Consider the following 18,476-nt stretch of genomic DNA (forward strand, 5'->3'; position numbering starts at 1 on the left):
CAGATGCAGGGTCAGGGCCAGATGCAAGGGCAGAGTCGGGACCGGGAGCAGGTTCAAGGCCAGGGTCAGGTGCAAGGGCAGGGCCAAGGTAAGGTTCAAGGACAAGGTCAGGGGCAAGGTCAGGGCCGAATGCAGAACCAGGGCCAGAGCCAGATGCGTGATCAGGGGAGCCAGCCCATGGCTGGCTCAGGACTTATGACGCCGGAGGAACAGGAAGAGTTGCAGGAGCGTATTGGCTCGGCCGGTAGCCAGGAAGAACGCAAGGCAATTCTGGACGAGCATCGCCGCAAAATGGCAGACCGTGCCCGGGCCCAGGGCATGAACCCGGAGGGCATTGAAGGTTTGCCATCGTCTTCCGGTGATGATCCCCGCAGCAGTCAGATTCGTGGCCAGCCGACCAGCGCGCCTCAGGGCGGCGCGAGCGGTCCCGCCAGTGGCGCAGGCCAGGGCGCCGGCATGAATACAGGCCCGGGGACTGGCACAGGCCGGGGGCCTCAACAACCAGTACCGGGGCAGCAGGACCGTGCCGGCGGCGTTCGCTAACCTGATTGACTAGAGGTAGTCCACCGGCCGCCGGTAATTTTCCTGGCTGACCAGATCGATACCGCAGTCGACACTGGATACCCAGTTCAGAAACCTGTCCACCATGGCGGGGCCCTCAAACCGTTTACCATGCTGCGGCACGATGGCGCTGACGTCCATCTGTCGCACCATATTGGCCCAAAGCTCACACACCTTCCTTGATGCGATATAGCGACGGTGGAAGCCGATCATGTTGGGTATGTGCCGGTCAAAGTCTGCCACTGGCTTGTGGTCGTCTTCCCCGCCCATGGATGCGCCCAGATCTCCCGAAAACAGAATTTTCGAGACCGGGTCATAGAACTGCAGGTTGCCCACGGAGTGCATGAAATGGGCGGGCAGGCACTGGATATAGGTATCGCCAAAAGGCACATTAATACCGCCGTCCGGCACACTCACAATGCGGTCGTAGACGCTTCCGCTGAGTTGCCCGGTCACATAGCCAGAGACCAGGTGTGGCAGGAAGCGGGCCCAGAGCTTTGAAGTCACGATTTTGGCGCGGGTATGAACAATCCAGCGGTCAATGGCGCCGATGATATCCGGGTCCTGATGGGAGGCAAAAACGTATTCCATGTCGCGGATATTCATGAAGCGGGATGCAGCAACTGACAGTGGGGTGTAAGTCAGATCGCCACCCGGATCAATCAGTGCTTCGTGCTTGCCATCGACGATGAGAAACTGGTTGGACTGCACGCCCTCGCCGGTTACCAATGAATCGAACATCAGGCACTTGTGATGCCCGTTATCAAACAGAACAATGGGTTCCGCTGCCATTCTTGTCTCCCGGTAGGCTGTCTATCCGGCCGGGATGGCCGGATACTGCAAAATTTCCGGGAGGTTACAAAATTGGCAGATGCGAGCTATTGCGTCAGGTCAATAAACTGATATCAATCAGGTAACGTTTTGCAACAGGGATCAGGCAAGCCGCGGAACACGTCTGATTCCCTTGCGGATACCCTGGTCCAGGGCCGAGCTCACCAGTTTACCGGTGTAGGGCACAATGTCTTCGAATGAGATGGTATACAGAATACGGGTTTTTCCATCGGCCACATCCTCGAAACGGATGCGGCCAAGGTGATTGCGGATGGGGCTCATGCTGGTAATGGTGTATTCAATCAGCGAGCCCGGCTCAAAGGTAATCACCGTCTCTTTCAGGCCAATAGGGCCGAGACCAATCTTGCGGATAGACCCGACGCCATTAGGGTCGGCCTGATCGCTGTCGCGAATTCGCTTTACCGGGGCGCCCAGCAGTTTGCCGAAGCGCTCATGATCGGCAAACAGGGCGAATACCTGGTCCCGCGGCACATCAAAGGTTTCATCAATTTCAATGGTGTAAGTTGCCATAACTGTGCTCTTGAGAGACTGTTTCAGACAGAGTATCCGGTTATGTGCTACAACAAAAGTCGTAGAGGGCCGATGACAAAGCTCTGGTCCGAATGGGCTCGCACCAATCAACCCGGACAACAAATAACCCATACAACGAAGGTGCTCCAACCTGCATGGAAGACGAAAACGAGAATAAACAGCCCGATAGTGACTCCGGCACCGAAAAGCTGGCCCGTTCCGATCTTGCCACACCACTGAATGGTCTGTTTGCCCTGGGCATACTCTACACCCTGTATCTTGCCCATCAGATTGTACTGCCAATCGTACTGGCGGTTCTGACCAGCCTGCTGCTGTTTCCGCTGGTCAGGAAAGCATATGAGAAAGCCGGCATTCCGCGGGTGCTCAGTGCGCTGGTGCTTGTGCTTCTCGTGCTTGCCGGCCTGGTGGGTATTGGCGTTACCGTGGCCACGCCAGCCATCGAGTGGGCACAACAGGCACCCCAGGGGATCTCCCGGTTGCTGGTGGGGGAAAGTGGCCTTAAAACCCAGATCGACAAGGTCAATGAATCCGCCAAGAAGGTGGAGGAGTCGATGGATGAGCTCTCGGAAGAGGGGGACGAACAGGGGACAACTAACGCGGTGGTCCTGCAAACGGACTCCTGGCGCAACCAGCTGACAACCAAGGCGCGCAATGGTGCCGCCGGGCTGGCTCTCGCGCTTGCCCTGACATACTTCCTGTTGGTCGGTGGCGATCGCATCATCCAGAATTTTGTACGCCAGCTCCCCCGGGGCCAGCGCCGCAATGTCCTTCACATTGCCCGCGATTCCCAGCAACAGATAGCGCAGTACCTGGCCGTTCTCAGTCTCAGCAACCTGCTGGTGGGCATTACCACCGGTCTTGTCTGCTGGGCCGTTGGCCTGCCGGACCCGGCTGTATGGGGTCTGGTTGCGGGCCTGGCCAGGTTTATTCCCTACCTGGGGGTGATCCTTACCATTGCCCTTCTGGCGGTGGTATCTGCTACCAGCCTCGATACCCTCTGGATGATGGCGATCGCGCCTGTCGGTTATCTGGCCCTCACATCTACCATCGGCTTCTTCATCGAGCCCTGGATCCACGGGTTCCGTATGGCCATCAACCCGGTCATTATCTTCGTGTCGATCTTTTTCTGGGGCTGGCTTTGGGGCCCGGTGGGTGTTCTGTTGGCAGTACCACTGATGACGGTTATTCAGGTCGTTCTCAAACAGATTCCGAAGCTGCATCCGATCTACAAGGTGATTGCGCGCTAGTGTTACCCTGAGGCAATACCCAGCAAACACAGGAGCAGAACGCCCATGATCCCAAAGACCATGAAAGCCATGCTGCTCACCGGCCACGGTGGCATCGAAAAACTGGAATACACCGAAGACGTACCCACTCCCGTGCCCGCTGCCGGGGAGGTACTGGTTCAGGTTACCGCCACCGCCAAAAACAACACCGACCGTAAAGCCCGGGAAGGTCTTTACCCCACAAAGGAAAAGGGCGAAGTGACCTCGTTCCAGATGGGTGGCTCGCCAACCCTGAGCTTCCCCAGAATCCAGGGGGCGGACGTTGTGGGTCGTGTCGTGGCTGTCGGGGAAGGTGTGGATGAGGCAAGGACAGGCCAGCGGGGCCTGCTGGACTTCAACCTGTATGCTGATGACCGCAGGGACATCAACCTTACACCCGACTACTACGGTCATGGTGCTGACGGCGGTTTTGCCGAATACGTTGCCGTGCCGGCGGACCAGTTCCATCACGTTGATAATGCGGACCTGGCTGACGCCCAACTGGCCTCCATGGGCATGTGTTCCTACCAGACGGCCCTGCATATGCTCACCTCTGCGAGGGTCAAAGCGGGTGAACACATACTTGTCACCGGAGCCAGCGGCGGTGTCGGTACCGCCCTTATCCAGCTGTGCCGTATCATGGGCGCCATTCCCTACGCGCTCAGCCAGCAGGACAAGGCTGAGGCGCTGCTCGAACTGGGTGCAGCCGCTGTCCTGGATCGCTCGGACATGACCGGTTTTACCGACAAGGTGCGTGCGGTGACCGGTGGCCGACCCATCGACGCTGTTATGGATCTGGCCGGCGGCCAGATGACCGACCAGTTCATCGACACCATGATCTTTGATATGAACAGCCGCGGTGACTATCCCCGCCTGAGTATTGCCGGCGCCAGCGCAGGCAATGTCAGTGAAATCATGTGGACCCGGATCTACCTTTACCAGGTACAGGTATTCGGCGTGTCCCATGGCACCCGCGAGGAAGCCGAAAAGCTGGTGTCATGGATCCGCAGCGGCCAGTTGAAGCCGGTGTTGCATGCCGCTTTCAGGCTGTCGGAACTGCACGAGGCGGAACGCTACTTCGTTAATCGCAACAGCAATTACCTGGGCAAGATAGTCATTGTCCCGGATGCCCAGTGGGCAGAACATGGCGCCCCATTTGCCCTGGAGACACAATGAAACAGCCGGAGCTTAATCTGCAACTGATGGACACCCATGCCGGCGGTGACGTGAGTCGAATTGTTACCGGCGGTATCATGCAGCTACCGGGAGCAACCGTACGTGCCCAGATGGAATACCTGAGGGACGAGGCAGACGGCCTGCGAAAGCTGTTGCTCGAGGAGCCCTATGGCATTCCCGAGATGTCTGTAGACTTGCTGGTGCCGCCGACCGACCCGGAGGCGGTTGCCGGCTATATCATCATGGAAGTGATGGGGTATCCGATCTACTCCGGTTCAAACACCATTTGCACGGCCACGGCGGTGCTTGAGGCCGGTATCGTGCAGAAGCGGGAAGGCTGGCAAAGCTTCACGCTTGAGGCCCCGGCTGGCCTGGTCCACATTGATGCGTTCGTTCGCGATGGCGTGGTTGAAGCCATCACCTGCGAAGGTTTGCCTAGCTACATCGACACCTACAAGGCAAGCATCCATGTGCCTTCCATCGGTGATGTCACATACAGCGTGGCCTACAGTGGCGGTTTCTACGCCCTTGTGGACGCCACAAGCCTGGGATTCTCGCTGACTCTTGATGAGGAAAGAAAGCTCAGCGAGTGTGCCTACCACATTATCGAGGCAATCCAGGCAGAGCGCGGTTTTTCCCACTACACACTGGGTGACGTGGGGCCGTTGCCGTTCCTCCACTTTATGGGGCCGGTTGAACAGTTGTCAGACCATTCCTACCGTTCCCGCTCGGCAACCTATGTGCATCCGGGGGTTATCTGTCGCAGTACCACCGGTACCGGTACCTCGGCCCGGCTTGCACTGATGAACTACGAGGGCACCATCAGCCCGGGTGACCGGTTGGAAACCGTCTCATTGCGGGAAACCGGGTTTATCGGTGAGTTCACCGGGATGCGTCAGGAAAGGGATCACCAGGTGGTTGAGAACACCATCACCGGCAAGAGCTACGTGCTCAACCGTGCCGACATTGTAGTGAACTGTGAAGACCCGGTGGTAAGCTGTGGCGGGCTTACACACATTCTGACCAGCGCGCACCCTGAATGAGCAACAAGCACGAATTCATTGAAGAATCCCGCAAACAGTGGAGCTCCGAACCGGCCTTTGTTGCTTCCATGGCCGCCGCCGCGGTCGGTTTGGGGAATTTGTGGCGCTTCCCTTACATTATGGGGGAAAACGGCGGTGGCGCCTTCGTCGTCGCCTACCTGATTGCACTCATTGTTGTGGTTCTTCCCATCATGATTCTGGAGGTGTCCGCCGGCAGGCTGTCAAAGGGCAGTACCGTGCAGACCTACCGCCAGGTGAATCGGTTCGGTGCTGTCTATGGCTGGTTTGTGGTGCTGATCACCATGGCAATCACCAGCTATTACCTGGTGATCACAGGCTGGACGCTGGGCTATGCGGTGGATGCAGTACGTGGCGACCTGAGGGTATTTGACGGCTTCACGGGTGGGTTCAATTCCCTGTGGTATTTCATCGCCGTTACCCTGTTGGCGGCCCTGATTCTGGCAAGGGATGTAAAAGCCATCGAGCTGATGTCAAAAATCCTCATGCCGCTACTGCTGGTGGTCATCGTGGGGCTGGTGATCTTTGCCAGCTCAACGCCCGGGTGGGAGGAGACCAAGGATTTCTTCTTCCAGGTGGACTGGAGCCGAATGACCGATGGCAAATTGTGGGCGTTTGCCTTCGGGCAGGCCTTCTACACCCTGGCGATCGGGCAGGGCTACCTGGTTACCTATGGCAGCTTTATTCCCCGCCAGACCCATGTTCCCAGAGCCTGCATAGTCGTTGCCGGCACCGAGACCAGTGTCGCTCTGCTGGCGGGCTGGATGATTTTCCCGTTCGTGTTCAGCTTCGGGCTTGAGCCCACCGAGGGCAGCCAACTGGCATTTGTTACCATGCCAAGGGTGTTCGAGGAAATGACCGGCGGTTACTGGGTGGGCATTCTGTTTTTCGGGCTGTTTTTCGCAGCGGCTTTCAGCTCAAGCCTGGCGGGGCTGAAAGTCATGATCGCCGCTGTGGCTGAGGAATTCCGGTTGAGCAATACCGCTGCCGTATCCATTGTCACAGTCGTGATGCTGGTGCTGGGCAGCGCCTCGGCGCTCAGCTTTACCCCGATGGAGTGGACCATCGCCGGTGAACCTGTGCTGGACGTGGTTGACCGGATTGCGGGCGGTAACGTCATCATCTTCTCCGGGGTTATGGGGGCGGCCCTGTTCTGCTGGTTCATACCGCCCCAGAAAATCCGTACCGTGCTGGGCACCGAAAGCCGCTGGTGGGAATGGCGTATCTACCTGGTGGGGCGTTACCTGCCGCTGATCATGGTGCTCTGGATTGTCCTGACTTACGCTTTGGCTCAGCTTGGGTTGACTTAGGAGTTGCTCTCTTTTTGGTAGCTTGCTGGGTTGCGGGCGGATATGGGGGGTGGGGGTATTTTTTCTTCTGGAAAAAGAACTCGCTTCGCTCAGACATCTTTTTCCTTGCCAGAAAAAATACCCCCACCCCCCTATCGACGTGCAGTACAGGGATAGGAAGGTCGAGTTGGCATTCACGTACACGGGTGACCCGACCACTCCGCAAGCCCGCCCCCACAACCGGCAGGCTACGAAAAAGAGGGCAACTCCAAACCCCTCAGGCAGTCTGAACCCGAACTCCAGAACCCTGACCAGAGGCGACTTCTGAAACCGTATGCAGCTTCTCCAGTTGGGACTGGAGCATGGTGATCGGGCGGGTGCCTTCCAGGGTCAGGGCGATGTCGAGATGGTCTCCGGCGGATTCGACCGCCATGGTGGCGATGCGGAAACCGCGGATGCGGACGACCTGGCACAGGCGCTCCAACGCTGCGGCTTCACGGGACATGCGGCAGTTCAGGGTGTAGCTGGGCATTGGGCTATCCGTTTGCGGGATCATGCGACGTGCTCCTTGTTGGTAGTGCTGGTGCGTCGGGTTTCGTCGATCATATCGCGGTTGCTGGCGCCGGGTTTGACGATGGGCCAGACGTTTTCCTCCCGGCTGATGGCTACGTGCAACAGCATCGGACCGTTGAAGGCCAGGATGGTCTCGATACCGCGGCGGATCTGGTCGGTGCGTTCGATGTACAACGCCGGGATGTCGAAGGCGCGCGCCATGGCCACGAAGTCCGGGTTGTCGTCCAGGTTGATCTGGCTTTCCCGGTTGTTGTAGAACAGCTCCTGCTGCTGGCGCACCATGCCCAGGCACTGGTTATCCATGACGATGAGTTTTACCGGCAGGTTGTAGCGGCGGATGGTAGCCAGTTCCTGGGCGTTCATCATGAACGAGCCGTCGCCGGTGACGTTGATGACCGTGCTCTGGCGGTCGGCGAACTGGGCACCGATGGCCGCCGGCAGACCGAAGCCCATGGTGCCCAGGCCACCGCTGGTGAGGTGGTGGCGCGGGTGGTCGAATTCGTAGTGCTGGGCGACCCACATCTGGTGCTGGCCCACGTCGCAGGCGATGACGGTGTCGTCCGGGGCAATGCGGGAGAGTTGGCGGATGAACGCCGGGCCGGTGATGGGCGCCAGGGGTTCCTCGTTGTCCGCCGCCTGGAAGCTACCGGTGGTAAACCAGGTGCGGCACTGTTTCTGCCAGTCTCCAATGTCCAGTTGTTGGCTCGCCAAGGCATCGGTCAGCGCCGCCAGGATTTCATTCAGGTCCCCGCGAATGGAGAGGTCGGCCGGGCGCACTTTGTTGATTTCGGCGGCGTCGGCGTCGATATGAATCAGCCTGGCATTGGGGGCGAAGCCGTCGAGTTTGCCGGTGGCGCGGTCGTCCAGTCGGGCGCCGATCACCAGTAACAGATCGCATTCGTCCACCGCCCTGTTGGCGGCGCGGGATCCGTGCATGCCAAGCATGCCGAGATTGTAGGGGTTGTGTTTGCCGGGGTTCCCAATGCCCTTGAGGGTAACCACAGCGGGCAACATGGAGGACCCGGCAAATATCCGGAACTGGTCCTCGGCATTGGCCAGGCTGATACCGCCTCCGCTGTAGAGCAGTGGCTTGCGGGCGGCGCGCAGCATGGCCAGCGCCTGGGTCAGGTCCGGGCAGCTGTTATTACATGGCTCCGGCGCGGGGAAGGGCGCATCGGCGGCCTCGGCGAGCAGAAGATCTTTCGGAATATCAATCCACACCGGCCCCGGCCGACCACTTTGGGCCAGTTCCATGGCTTCTTCCATGATGGTGGGCAGGGTGTCTGCGTCGTCAATCAGGTAGCTGTGTTTGACGATGCCGAGGGTCATGCCCAGTACGTCGGTTTCCTGGAAGGCATCGGTGCCGATCAGGCCGGATGGCACCTGGCCGGTGATCACCAGCATGGGGATGGAGTCCCGGTGGGCATTGGCAACGCCGGTTATCAGGTTGGTGGCCCCGGGGCCGGAAGTGGCAATGCAAACGCCAACCCTGCCACTGGCGCGGGCGTAGCCGTCGGCGGCGAGGGCGCAGCCCTGTTCATGGCGGCACAGCACATGCTCTACGCCCACATCGTCCACCAGAGCGTCATATAGGGGCATGATGCAACCACCCGGATATCCGAAAACCTTGTTGATGTTGTGACGGTGGAACGCTTCAAGAATGTGCTGTGCGCCGTTCATGGTTGTTTTCCCTTTTTCCTGCTGCAAAAAAAAGCCCCCGGGACCTTTCGGTGCCGGGGGCTTGTCGTGTCTTGTCAGGTTGTTGCTATCTCACCCGCTTGTCCACGCAAAAGCCCCCGGACGGTACCACGACCACCAGGACTAGCTTCACAAGGACAACCACTGCGTTGAGATTCATAAAATCAGGATCTGCTCTGAATTTGTCAAAAATTTATGTGTAGAATCTACCCCACGAAAATAGGCGGGTGCAACCGTTTTCTGCTGAAATCACCCGTTTCAACCTGTGAGCGAACAATGACCAAAGCAAAACTGGGATCCATCGGCCTGTCTCTCCTGGTACTGACGTTACTGGTTGTCTGGATGGCAACCGGTAACATCAGGGAGGCTCGCGATGACGCGCCGGAAGCGCCGCCTGAACAGGCGCAAGCGGCACCATCAGTGCAGGTGGACATCCTGCGGGACAGACCCTATCAGCCGGGGCTGATGTTGCAGGGGCAGTTGGAGCCCTGGCGAACCGTGTCCATAGGTGCACGGATAGCAGGTACCGTCGATGAGCTGATGGTAGAGCAGGGTGACCGGGTCAGCGAAGGCGATGTCCTGTTGCGGCTTTCCGAAGACGGTCGCGGCACTGCGGTGGAGCAGTGGCAGTCCCGAATCCGCAAGCTGGAGGCTGATCTGTCCGCTGCCCAGAGCCTTCGTACCCGGGATCTGACCTCCGAATCTGAGGTACTGACCCTGCAGAGTGAACTCTCTGCTGCCAGGGCTGAACTGTCGAGAGCGCGCCTGGCGATGGATAACCTCACCCCGCGTGCGCCCTTTGATGGCACGGTGAATCGTCGCGATGTGGACCTGGGCGACCTTGTTCAGGTGGGCTCTCCCTTGTTGGAACTGGTCCGCATCGACCGTTTGAAAGCAACAGGTCAGATTCCGCAACAGTCCGTGAGCAATGTGCAGGAGGGTCAAAAGGTGACGATCCGCACCCTGGACGGTGAGCCTCTGGACGGGGAAGTGAGTTTTGTCGCCAGTGCTGCGGACCGGGAAACACGCAGTTTTGCCGTGGAAGTGACGGTGGAGAATCCCGAGCGCAAGCGCGTCGCAGGCGGCAGTGCCACGCTCCGGATTGAACTGCCTGAGGTCAGGGCGATGTTCATTTCACCGGCCTACCTTAGCCTAGGTGACGATGGCCGCCCCGGTGTTCGCCATGTAGGGGACAATAACGAAGTCGTGTTCACCACCGTCAAACTGCTGAACGTCACCACCGATGGCGCCTGGGTAACCGGGCTGCCGGAGGAAATCCGGCTGATAACCCGCGGTGCCGGATTCGTGTCCATCGGGCAGCAGGTACGCCCGGTTAACCGTGATTCGGACCGGGGCTGACCGCCATGCGAACCCTGATATTTGCGGCGCTTGACCGCAGCCGAACCACTTTCCTCACACTGGTGTTCCTTATACTGGGCGGGATAGCCGCCTTCCAGGCCATTCCCAAGGAGGCCAACCCGGACGTCACCATCCCCATGATCTATGTGTCCATGACACTGGAAGGCATCAGCCCGGAAGACGCCGAGCGCCTGCTGATCCGGCCCATGGAGCAGGAGTTGCGGTCTCTTGAAGGGATAAAGGAAATGCGTGGTACTGCCTCGGAGGGCCATGCCTCGGTGATGCTGGAGTTTGATGCCGGCTTCGACCCCGACGTGGCGCTCCAGGACGTGCGTGAGAAGGTGGATACAGCCCGCAGCAAATTGCCCCAGGAGGCGGACGAGCCCAGGGTTAACGAAATCAATGTAGCTTTGTTCCCGGTGATGTCTGTGGGCCTGTCGGGACCATTGTCGGAGCGCGAACTGGTGACAGTTGCCCGGCGTTTGCAGGACGCCATCGAAGGCATTCCGGAAGTGCTGGAAGTGGATATTGGCGGTGACCGGGAAGATCTGCTGGAAGTCGTTGTCGACCCCCAGATACTGGAAAGCTACGGCATCGATTTTGACCAGCTGGCATCTCTGGTTTCCCGCAACAACCAGCTGGTGGCGGCGGGTAGCCTGGATACCGGAGCCGGTCGCATGAGCATGAAGGTGCCAGGGGTGATCGAGTCGGTGGAAGACGTCATGTCCATGCCCATCAAGGTGGATGGTGACACCGTGGTCACCTTTCGCGACGTTGCCATGCTCCAGCGCACCTTCAAGGACCCCACCGGGTTCGCAAGAATCAACGGCGAGCCGGCCCTGGTGCTGGAAATCTCCAAGCGTACCGGCGCTAACATCATTGAAACCGTCGGCCAGGTAAAGGAACTGATTGCAGATGCCGGGCCGGAGCTTCCGGAAGAGCTGGATGTTCGCTACATCATGGACCAGTCGGACGAGGTGCGGGATATCCTCAGCGACCTGCTCAATAACGTGCTCACCGCCATTGTGCTGGTCATCATTCTGATCATTGCCGCCATGGGCCCTCGCTCCGCCCTGTTGGTAGGCCTGACCATACCCGGTGCCTTTCTTACCGGTATTCTGGTGATCTGGAGCATGGGCTTTACGCTCAATATTGTGGTGTTGTTCAGCCTGATCCTGGTGGCGGGCATGCTGGTGGACGGGGCAATTGTGGTGTCGGAACTGGCCGACAGAAACCTCTCCGAGGGCCAGAGTGTTCGATCCGCCTGGGGTGAGGCCGCCAGCCGTATGGCCTGGCCTATTATTGCCTCCACGGCAACGACCCTGGCGGTCTTTGTTCCCCTGCTGTTCTGGCCAGGGGTGGTAGGGGAGTTTATGAAATTCCTGCCCATCACCGTGATTATCTGCCTGACGGCTTCCCTGGCGATGGCTCTGGTGTTTCTGCCGGTTGTTGGCAGCCTCAGTGGTGGCCGGCGTAAACGCCAGGCGGCGCCGGATGGACGTATGACCGGCTGGTACCGGAACCTGCTGGCACGTTTGCTGGCAGTACCCGGCTATACACTGCTGGGAGTCCTGGCCGTGGTTGTGGTGATCTATGCGGCCTATGGTAGGTTCAATCACGGCGTGGAATTCTTCCCCAGTGTCGAACCTGATTCGGCCCAGGTCCAGGTTCGCGCAAGGGGAGACATGTCCGTAGAGGAACTGGATGCAATCGTGCGTGAAGTTGAACAGCGGTTGCAGGGCATGCCGGAAGTCAGGGCGTTGTATGCCCGCTCCATGGTCAGTGCAGGCAACCGCATGGCACCGGATGTGATTGGCGTACTTCAGTTTCAGTTTATCGACTGGTTTGAGCGCCGTTCCGCAACGCAGATTCTGGAAGATTTCCGCGAGCGCACTGCAGACATTCCCGGAATCGAGCTGGAGTTTCGCAAGCAGGAGGGCGGCCCGGCTGATGGCAAGCCCATTGAACTGATGGTCAGCAGTCTCGACAGCAACAAACTGGACCAGTATGTAGGGCTGATCCAGGAGCGAATGTCTGCTATCGACGGATTCGTGGATATCGAGGATGACCGCAGCCTGCCGGGTATCGAGTGGCGACTGGATGTGGACCGGGCGTCGGCTGCCCGCTTCGGTTCCGATGTACTGAGCGTGGGCAGCGCGGTGCGCCTGATTACCAACGGTCTGGTGCTGGCGACCTACCGCCCGGAAGATGTCCGTGACGAGGTGGACATTGCCGTGCGGGTGCCCAATAACTGGCGCGATCTGGACCAGTTCCAGCGCCAGACCATCCATACCAGCCGGGGGCAAGTGCCTCTCTCCGAGTTTGTGGAGTTGGTGCCGGCCGACAAGACCGGAAGCATTGTGCGGGTGGACGGCCAGCGGACGGTAACCATCAAGTCAGACGTGGCTCCGGGCCGCCGGGTCGATGAACTGCTGGAAGCCCTGCAGGCGGAAATGCCGGAAACACCGGAAGGGGTGTCTGTGCGTTTTGCCGGTGAAAACGAAGACCAGGAACAGGCGTCCAACTTCCTTGCCTCTGCCTTCATGGTCGCAATCGCCCTGATGCTGCTGATCCTGGTGACGCAGTTCAACTCCCTGTACCAGACCCTGCTGATCCTGTCGGCCATCGTACTGTCCACAACAGGTGTGCTGCTGGGCCTGCTGCTCAACGGCCAGTCTTTCGGCATCGTGATGGTGGGGATGGGCATTATTGCCCTGGCGGGCATTGTGGTGAACAACAACATTATCCTGATCGACACTTACAATCAGATTCGGAAAAGTGGTGCGGAAGCGTTTGATGCGGCCCTGGAAACCGGGTGCCTGCGTCTTCGACCGGTGCTGTTGACGGCAATCACCACCATTCTGGGGCTGACGCCAATGGTGCTGGGGGTAAATGTGGATCTGATCGCACCGTCGCTGGGCCTCGGTGCCCCCTCAACCCAGTGGTGGACCCAGCTGTCCAGCGCCATTGCCGGAGGGTTGGCGTTTGCGACCATTCTGACGCTGCTGCTTACGCCGGCGATGCTGGTCCTGGGGGACAAGTCCGGGCGCAAGCTGAGGCAGTTGTCCTATGCTCTGACAAAAAAGTGGTCCAGCAGCTGATCAAATGGCAATGGTCGGCTGTACAGATATCCCTGAAGGTAGTCACAGCCCTGTTCGCAGAGCCACTTTTCGTGAGCTTCGGTTTCCACTCCTTCGGCGACGACGGACAGTCCCAGACCTTTCGCAAGCGCGAGAATGGACAGGATGATGGCACAATCCTCTTCGTCATCAGGGATATTGCCGATGAACGAGCGATCAATCTTGATGCGTGAAAACGGCAGGCCCTTGAGCCGTGACAGGGACGAATAACCGGTACCGAAGTCATCAATGGACAGTTGTGCACCGTCAGCAACCAGCTCCTCAAGAATGCTTGTGACTGCGCTGACGTCTCCCTGAATGGCGTCTTCGGTCACCTCGAAATGAAGGGTGTTAACAGGGATGTCGTATTCGGCACAGACGGTTCTGATCAGTCCGGGAAGCTCTGCGACCAGAACCTGCTCGGGCGCCAGGTTTACTGACACAACAGGTAGGTTGATCCGCTGCGCCCTGGCCTGTTGCCGGTGTTCGCAAACACGGCGCAGCACGCATTCCCCAAGGTCGTACATCAGGCCGCCGCCTCTGGCGATGTCGAGAAACTCGATGGGCGACAGGAGACCCCGCTGAGGGTGCTGCCAGCGTACCAGGGCCTCGACCGACTCCATGCTGGCTCCGCCGGCTTTGGTTATTGGCTGATAGAACACCTCGAGTTTCTGTTCTTTTATCGCCGTGCGCAGTTCATTCTCCAACTCGAAACGGGAGCGGGCACTTATATGGAATCTTGAATCGAAAAAACAGGTTCGGCCACGGCCCTCGTTTTTGGCGTTATACATCGCCGCTTCAGCACCACGGAGCAGGTCTTCGGTTGAGTCGCAGTCGTCGGCGAGGTAGCAGATGCCAAGGCTGGCCCCCACGGTGATCGAGTGTCCGTTCAGGCGGATCGGTTTGCCGATTTCATGCCGGATTTTTGCAGCTGTTTTATCCAGTGTGTCCGGGTGGGTCTGGTTGCGAATGATGAGTGCGTATTCATCGCCCCCTATCCGGGCAAGCAGGTCCTTGCCCGGCACGTTGATCTTCTTAAGGCGCTGTCCAATCTCTTCAATGACACTGTCGCCGACCTGTGAACCCAGCCCGTCGTTGATGGACTTCAGCCGGTCCACATCGACCCACACCAGGGCAAGACTGCCGAGCCCGCGGCTTTCAAGCTTGTCGATCAGGTAGCTGATACGATCCCTCAGGGATTTGATGTTCAGCAGCCCCGTCATTGAGTCATAACGGGTGGCATATTCCAGTGCCTGCTTGGAATCGAGCCAGGCCTCATGGGTGTTCATCAGGCTGACAGTGTCTGCGATAGCGACAACGAATGATATTTCCGGCAGGGTCCACTGTCGATAGGCCGTCGACTCGAGGCAGACCACGCCGCTGAGCCTGGCGCCGTCAAAGATCGGCGCATCCAGCATGGAGTGTATGCCCTTTGGGCCGAGGTAATCAGGCGTAAAACCACGGGTGCGCGGGTCGGCCTGTGCGTCGGGTACGGATAAAATTCTCTCGCTTTCCAGTGCAGAGAAACAAGCAGGGTTACCGGCCTTGTGAAGGATGGGTGCATTCCCGGTTACCTGCTCAGGGGTGTGTAACCATTCCGCTTCGATACGGTCACGCTGTTCCGGAAACTGCCAGATACTGACCCGGTCAACATGCAGCAACTCCGCGCACAGGTCTGTCAGCGCCTCGAGCTTCTTGTTCCGCTCCCGGCTGATGAAGGTCGCGCTATGGCTTAGCGTTATAAGCGCTTTGTGAAAATTCACAAAGGTATCAGTATCCTGCATAGAATCTGGTTTTCAGTTTTGGGTGCTGGTGTCCGGTTTGTCCAGATCGTCCCTCTCTCCTGATTCATATAGTGGCACCGCGCCCTTGCCCTGTCCACACGCCATGGATATGGGGTTCGGCTTTTCGGGCCTGGACAATGGTTGCCGGCACAAAAAGTAAGAATCAGGTTTTAAGTCAGCACAATAAGTGAATTTAATGGAATTCCTGGATAATCTGGACACATTTGCCGAGCCACTGGTTCTGCGCTCTGGCTACTTACGTGCTTCCTTGATGACATCGTAGGCATGGCTGATCTCCCGGGTGCGCTCTTCCGCCATTTCCCGCATGCTCTCAGGCATGCCACGGCCGGCCAGCTTGTCCGGATGGTTTTCGCTCATCAGCTTGCGATAGGCCTTCTTGATTTCCGCGTCACTTGCCGATGGAGGCACACCCAATGCCTTGTAGGCATCATCGATCTGGCTGGCGGATGAGGCCTGGCCAGAAGCGCCGGCCTGCCCCGCACGGCCTCCTCGCAGCATGGCTTCCAGCTGGTCAACCTGGGCTTCTGGCAACCCAAGACCACGGGCGATACGTACCAGCATTTCATGCTCGGCAGGATGTACTACGCCATCGGCCGCCACAGCCGACACCTGAACCTGCAGGAACATCTGTAGCAGCGAAGGCTGACCACCGCTTACTCTCAGGAAATGCTGCAGTTCGGCGTCCAGGTCGAAATCGTCGGCCTTGCCGCGGTTGAAGGCGTCCTTGGCGCGCTCCCGATGTTCACCAGAAAGCCGGAAACGGTCGAACATGGCTTCAGCGACCCGGATCTCGTCGCGGGTAACGACGCCATCGGCCTTGCACAGGGCGCCCATCACTGCGAATACGGACTCCAGAAAATCCGTCTGCACATTGCGCAGTTTCTGAAACAGGCGGCTCTTGATATAACGGGTGAGCATCGCACCCGCAACAGCACCAATCAGTAATCCGGGGAAGCGGCCAAACAGGTAGCCGATCAAACCGCCGATAAACAGGCCGAACATGTGAGTGTCCTTTTCAAGTGTGTAAAACTGCGCAAAGTATACGGGGGTGAAAACAGCATGACCATGGACCTTTTTGATCAATCTCCGGCAGAACCCTGGGCTGAGCCCATCTGCGAGGGGGCCCTGGTGCTTCGCCGGTTTGCCAGCGCCTGTGGCAGTGAACTGCTTGTCGAGATTGAGCAGGTGGCGGCACAGGCGCCATTCCGCCAGATGCAGACGCCGGGTGGCCACACCATGTCTGTCGCCATGACCTGTTGTGGCGACTGGGGCTGGGTAACGGATGCTCGGGGTTATCGGTATCAGCAGCAGGATCCGGTTTCCGGGGATCCCTGGCCGTCTATGCCGGAGGTGTTTCACAAACTGGCAAAAGACGCGGCTGAAACCGCGGGATATGGCGGTTTTGAGCCGGACTCCTGCCTGATTAACCGTTATTTACGAGGCGCAAAAATGGGACTCCACCAGGACAAGGACGAGGACGACTTCGGTCATCCGATAGTCTCCGTATCGCTGGGTGTACCTGCGACTTTCCAGTTTGGTGGCCTGCGCCGCGGTGACCGGCCCGAGCGTGTGCCCCTGGAGCATGGCGACGTGGTGGTCTGGGGCGGCCCGGCGCGGCTTCGCTACCATGGTGTGTTAACGCTTAAGGCCGCCGATCACCCATTGACCGGCGTCTGTCGCTATAACCTGACTTTCCGGCGGGCACGGTAACCGGCGTTACTGCAGCCAGGCGACGGTCAGCCCCGCAATCAGGGACAGAATCATGGGGCCTGCAACGCGCTTGCCCAGCGCCCGCTGGCCGATGGCACCGGCAATACCCGCTTTCACAAGGTTGTTGGTGGCCGCTGCAATGACGATGCCGATGACGGCCGTTTGCAGGGCCAGGGAATCCTGGGACATCCGTGTCAGGGATAGGGTGATGGCGTCGACGTCTGCAACGCCGGATGTGGCTGCCAGCATGTAGATTCCCAGGTCTCCCAGCCACTCCTGAAGGAATTCACCCAGCAGCAGGATGGCCACCAGTAACGCACCGAAGACCAGGGCCGATTTCAGGTCCAGCGGGTTCTGGGTCAGTTCCGGGCGGCTCACTTCCAGGCGACCCCGATTGCGCTGCCAGATAATGAGCGCCGGTAAATAAAGAAGAATCGTCATTACTGCCACTGGCCATATCAGCCTCGGTAACAGCGCCGGATTGATCAGGGCGCAGTAAATCAGGATGCGGGGGAACATGGTGCCGCAGGCGATAAGAATACCGCTGGCAAACTGTGGACTGACGTCCGGCGAGAGATTGGATTGCCGGGCGTAGTGGAGCGTCAGTGCCGTTGACGAGCTCAGCCCCGCGAACAGGCTGGTAAACAGAATACCCTTGCTGGTACCGGCCAGCCGGATGGCAAAGTAACCGACGAAGGACACCGACGCAATCAGCACCACCATCCACCAGATTTCCCGGGGATTGAGGACACCGCCGGGGCCCAGGTCCTGATTGGGTAGCAGTGGCAGCATCACCACTGAAATAACCAGCAGTTTCAGCGCTGCGTCCAGCTCATGCGCTTGGAGTTTTTCAACCAGCCCATGAATCTCCTTTTTGTTGTCCAGAATTAGCGCGGTAACCACCGCAGCGCCAGTGGCGATGGCGGGGTCCACGGCCACTGCGATCGCGCCATAACAGAATGTGAGTACCATGCCGATGGTACCGGTGATGCTGAAGTTGCGGATATGGGACAGACGTTCACTGAAAGCCACCAGGGCAACGGCCACCACGCTGACGAGCAATACCGGAAACGCCCATTCGGTGACCTCTTCTGCCAGTAGCGCGGCGACACCTCCAAGCAGGCCAATCAGGGCAAAGGTGCGAATGCCGGCAATACGCTCACCGGACGCCTGCTCCCGGGCGTCCCAGCCACGCTCCAGACCGATGACGCCCCCCAGCAACAGGGCAATGGCCAGGTTCAGGGTGGTCTGGTTGTTGACGATAAACTGGCTCGTTACTTCATCCATGGAGCAATCCGCTCTCCGGTTGTGCGGTTTTCGAAGTTGTCTGCTGGCTGTTGCCGCATGAGGAGAGGCGGCAATATAAGATTTTGATTTTCAAGTATAGCTGGGCCCCGTTAAGCTTTCAGCCTATTAGGGAGGACAGAATGCTGACAAGTTACCTGACAGGGCTGATCGTTTGTGGCGGGATTATCAT

15 protein-coding genes are annotated in these 18,476 nt (G+C 58.7%); 8 read left to right on the plus strand and 7 right to left on the minus strand.

Translation table 11 applies throughout. The features are described 5' to 3' along the window. Nucleotides 1–129: 129 nt before the first annotated feature. On the plus strand, nt 130–543 hold the full coding sequence (locus ACESMB_RS06350; RefSeq protein WP_372971134.1) for a hypothetical protein: 414 nt from the start codon (nt 130–132) through the stop codon (nt 541–543). Nucleotides 544–552: 9 nt separating this feature from the next. On the opposite strand, the gene ACESMB_RS06355 is transcribed toward ACESMB_RS06350, so the two are convergent. Then, the gene (locus ACESMB_RS06355; RefSeq protein WP_372927537.1) at nt 553–1,353 is read right to left on the minus strand and encodes an MBL fold metallo-hydrolase; all 801 of its coding nucleotides are present in this window, start codon (nt 1,351–1,353) and stop codon (nt 553–555) included. 141 nt (nt 1,354–1,494) lie between these two features. Further along, a complete protein-coding gene (locus ACESMB_RS06360) occupies nt 1,495–1,923 on the minus strand; it encodes an SRPBCC family protein (protein WP_372927538.1) in 429 nt (142 codons plus the stop codon). Between the two features lie 155 nt (nt 1,924–2,078). On the opposite strand from ACESMB_RS06360, the gene ACESMB_RS06365 reads away from it, so the two are divergent. The 4 genes from ACESMB_RS06365 to ACESMB_RS06380 are packed head-to-tail and all read left to right on the plus strand — an operon-like array spanning nt 2,079 to nt 6,756. Next, entirely contained in the window at nt 2,079–3,191 is a 1,113-nt protein-coding gene (locus ACESMB_RS06365) for an AI-2E family transporter (protein WP_372927539.1), read from the plus strand. Between the two features lie 45 nt (nt 3,192–3,236). Beyond that, complete coding sequence (locus ACESMB_RS06370) at nt 3,237–4,385, plus strand: zinc-binding dehydrogenase (RefSeq protein WP_372971135.1); 1,149 nt, start codon at nt 3,237–3,239, stop codon at nt 4,383–4,385. After that, complete coding sequence (locus ACESMB_RS06375) at nt 4,382–5,428, plus strand: proline racemase family protein (RefSeq protein ID WP_372971136.1); 1,047 nt, start codon at nt 4,382–4,384, stop codon at nt 5,426–5,428. Before ACESMB_RS06370 ends, ACESMB_RS06375 begins: the two co-directional genes overlap by 4 nt. Beyond that, complete coding sequence (locus ACESMB_RS06380; protein ID WP_372927542.1) at nt 5,425–6,756, plus strand: sodium-dependent transporter; 1,332 nt, start codon at nt 5,425–5,427, stop codon at nt 6,754–6,756. Before ACESMB_RS06375 ends, ACESMB_RS06380 begins: the two co-directional genes overlap by 4 nt. A 256-nt stretch (nt 6,757–7,012) precedes the next feature. Here the strand turns inward: ACESMB_RS06380 and ACESMB_RS06385 are convergent, their stop codons facing one another. Next, nucleotides 7,013–7,267, minus strand: a complete 255-nt coding sequence (locus tag ACESMB_RS06385) for an ACT domain-containing protein (protein ID WP_372971137.1) — start codon at nt 7,265–7,267, stop codon at nt 7,013–7,015. 20 nt (nt 7,268–7,287) lie between these two features. Continuing rightward, nucleotides 7,288–8,988, minus strand: coding sequence for an acetolactate synthase 2 catalytic subunit (ilvG, locus tag ACESMB_RS06390; RefSeq protein WP_372927545.1), 1,701 nt, complete (start codon nt 8,986–8,988; stop codon nt 7,288–7,290). A 294-nt stretch (nt 8,989–9,282) separates the two neighbouring features. Between ilvG and ACESMB_RS06395 the strand changes: the two genes are divergently transcribed. Next, a complete protein-coding gene (locus tag ACESMB_RS06395; RefSeq protein WP_372971138.1) occupies nt 9,283–10,365 on the plus strand; it encodes an efflux RND transporter periplasmic adaptor subunit in 1,083 nt (360 codons plus the stop codon). Nucleotides 10,366–10,370: 5 nt separating this feature from the next. Next, entirely contained in the window at nt 10,371–13,466 is a 3,096-nt protein-coding gene (locus ACESMB_RS06400) for an efflux RND transporter permease subunit (protein WP_372971139.1), read from the plus strand. On the opposite strand, the gene ACESMB_RS06405 is transcribed toward ACESMB_RS06400, so the two are convergent. Together ACESMB_RS06405 and djlA are read right to left on the minus strand one after the other, a co-directional pair. After that, nucleotides 13,433–15,268, minus strand: coding sequence for a putative bifunctional diguanylate cyclase/phosphodiesterase (locus ACESMB_RS06405; RefSeq protein WP_372971140.1), 1,836 nt, complete (start codon nt 15,266–15,268; stop codon nt 13,433–13,435). The two genes, ACESMB_RS06400 and ACESMB_RS06405, sit on opposite strands and share 34 nt — an antisense overlap. Nucleotides 15,269–15,520: 252 nt before the next feature. Continuing rightward, nucleotides 15,521–16,291, minus strand: a complete 771-nt coding sequence (djlA, locus tag ACESMB_RS06410) for a co-chaperone DjlA (protein WP_372971141.1) — start codon at nt 16,289–16,291, stop codon at nt 15,521–15,523. Between the two features lie 57 nt (nt 16,292–16,348). On the opposite strand from djlA, the gene alkB reads away from it, so the two are divergent. Then, the gene (alkB, locus tag ACESMB_RS06415; RefSeq protein ID WP_372927690.1) at nt 16,349–16,999 is read left to right on the plus strand and encodes a DNA oxidative demethylase AlkB; all 651 of its coding nucleotides are present in this window, start codon (nt 16,349–16,351) and stop codon (nt 16,997–16,999) included. A 6-nt stretch (nt 17,000–17,005) separates the two neighbouring features. On the opposite strand, the gene ACESMB_RS06420 is transcribed toward alkB, so the two are convergent. Beyond that, complete coding sequence (locus tag ACESMB_RS06420; RefSeq protein ID WP_372971142.1) at nt 17,006–18,286, minus strand: MgtC/SapB family protein; 1,281 nt, start codon at nt 18,284–18,286, stop codon at nt 17,006–17,008. Nucleotides 18,287–18,476: the final 190 nt, after the last annotated feature.

Origin of the sequence: Marinobacter sp., assembly GCF_041686475.1 — a bacterium.
Taxonomy (GTDB): domain Bacteria; phylum Pseudomonadota; class Gammaproteobacteria; order Pseudomonadales; family Oleiphilaceae; genus Marinobacter.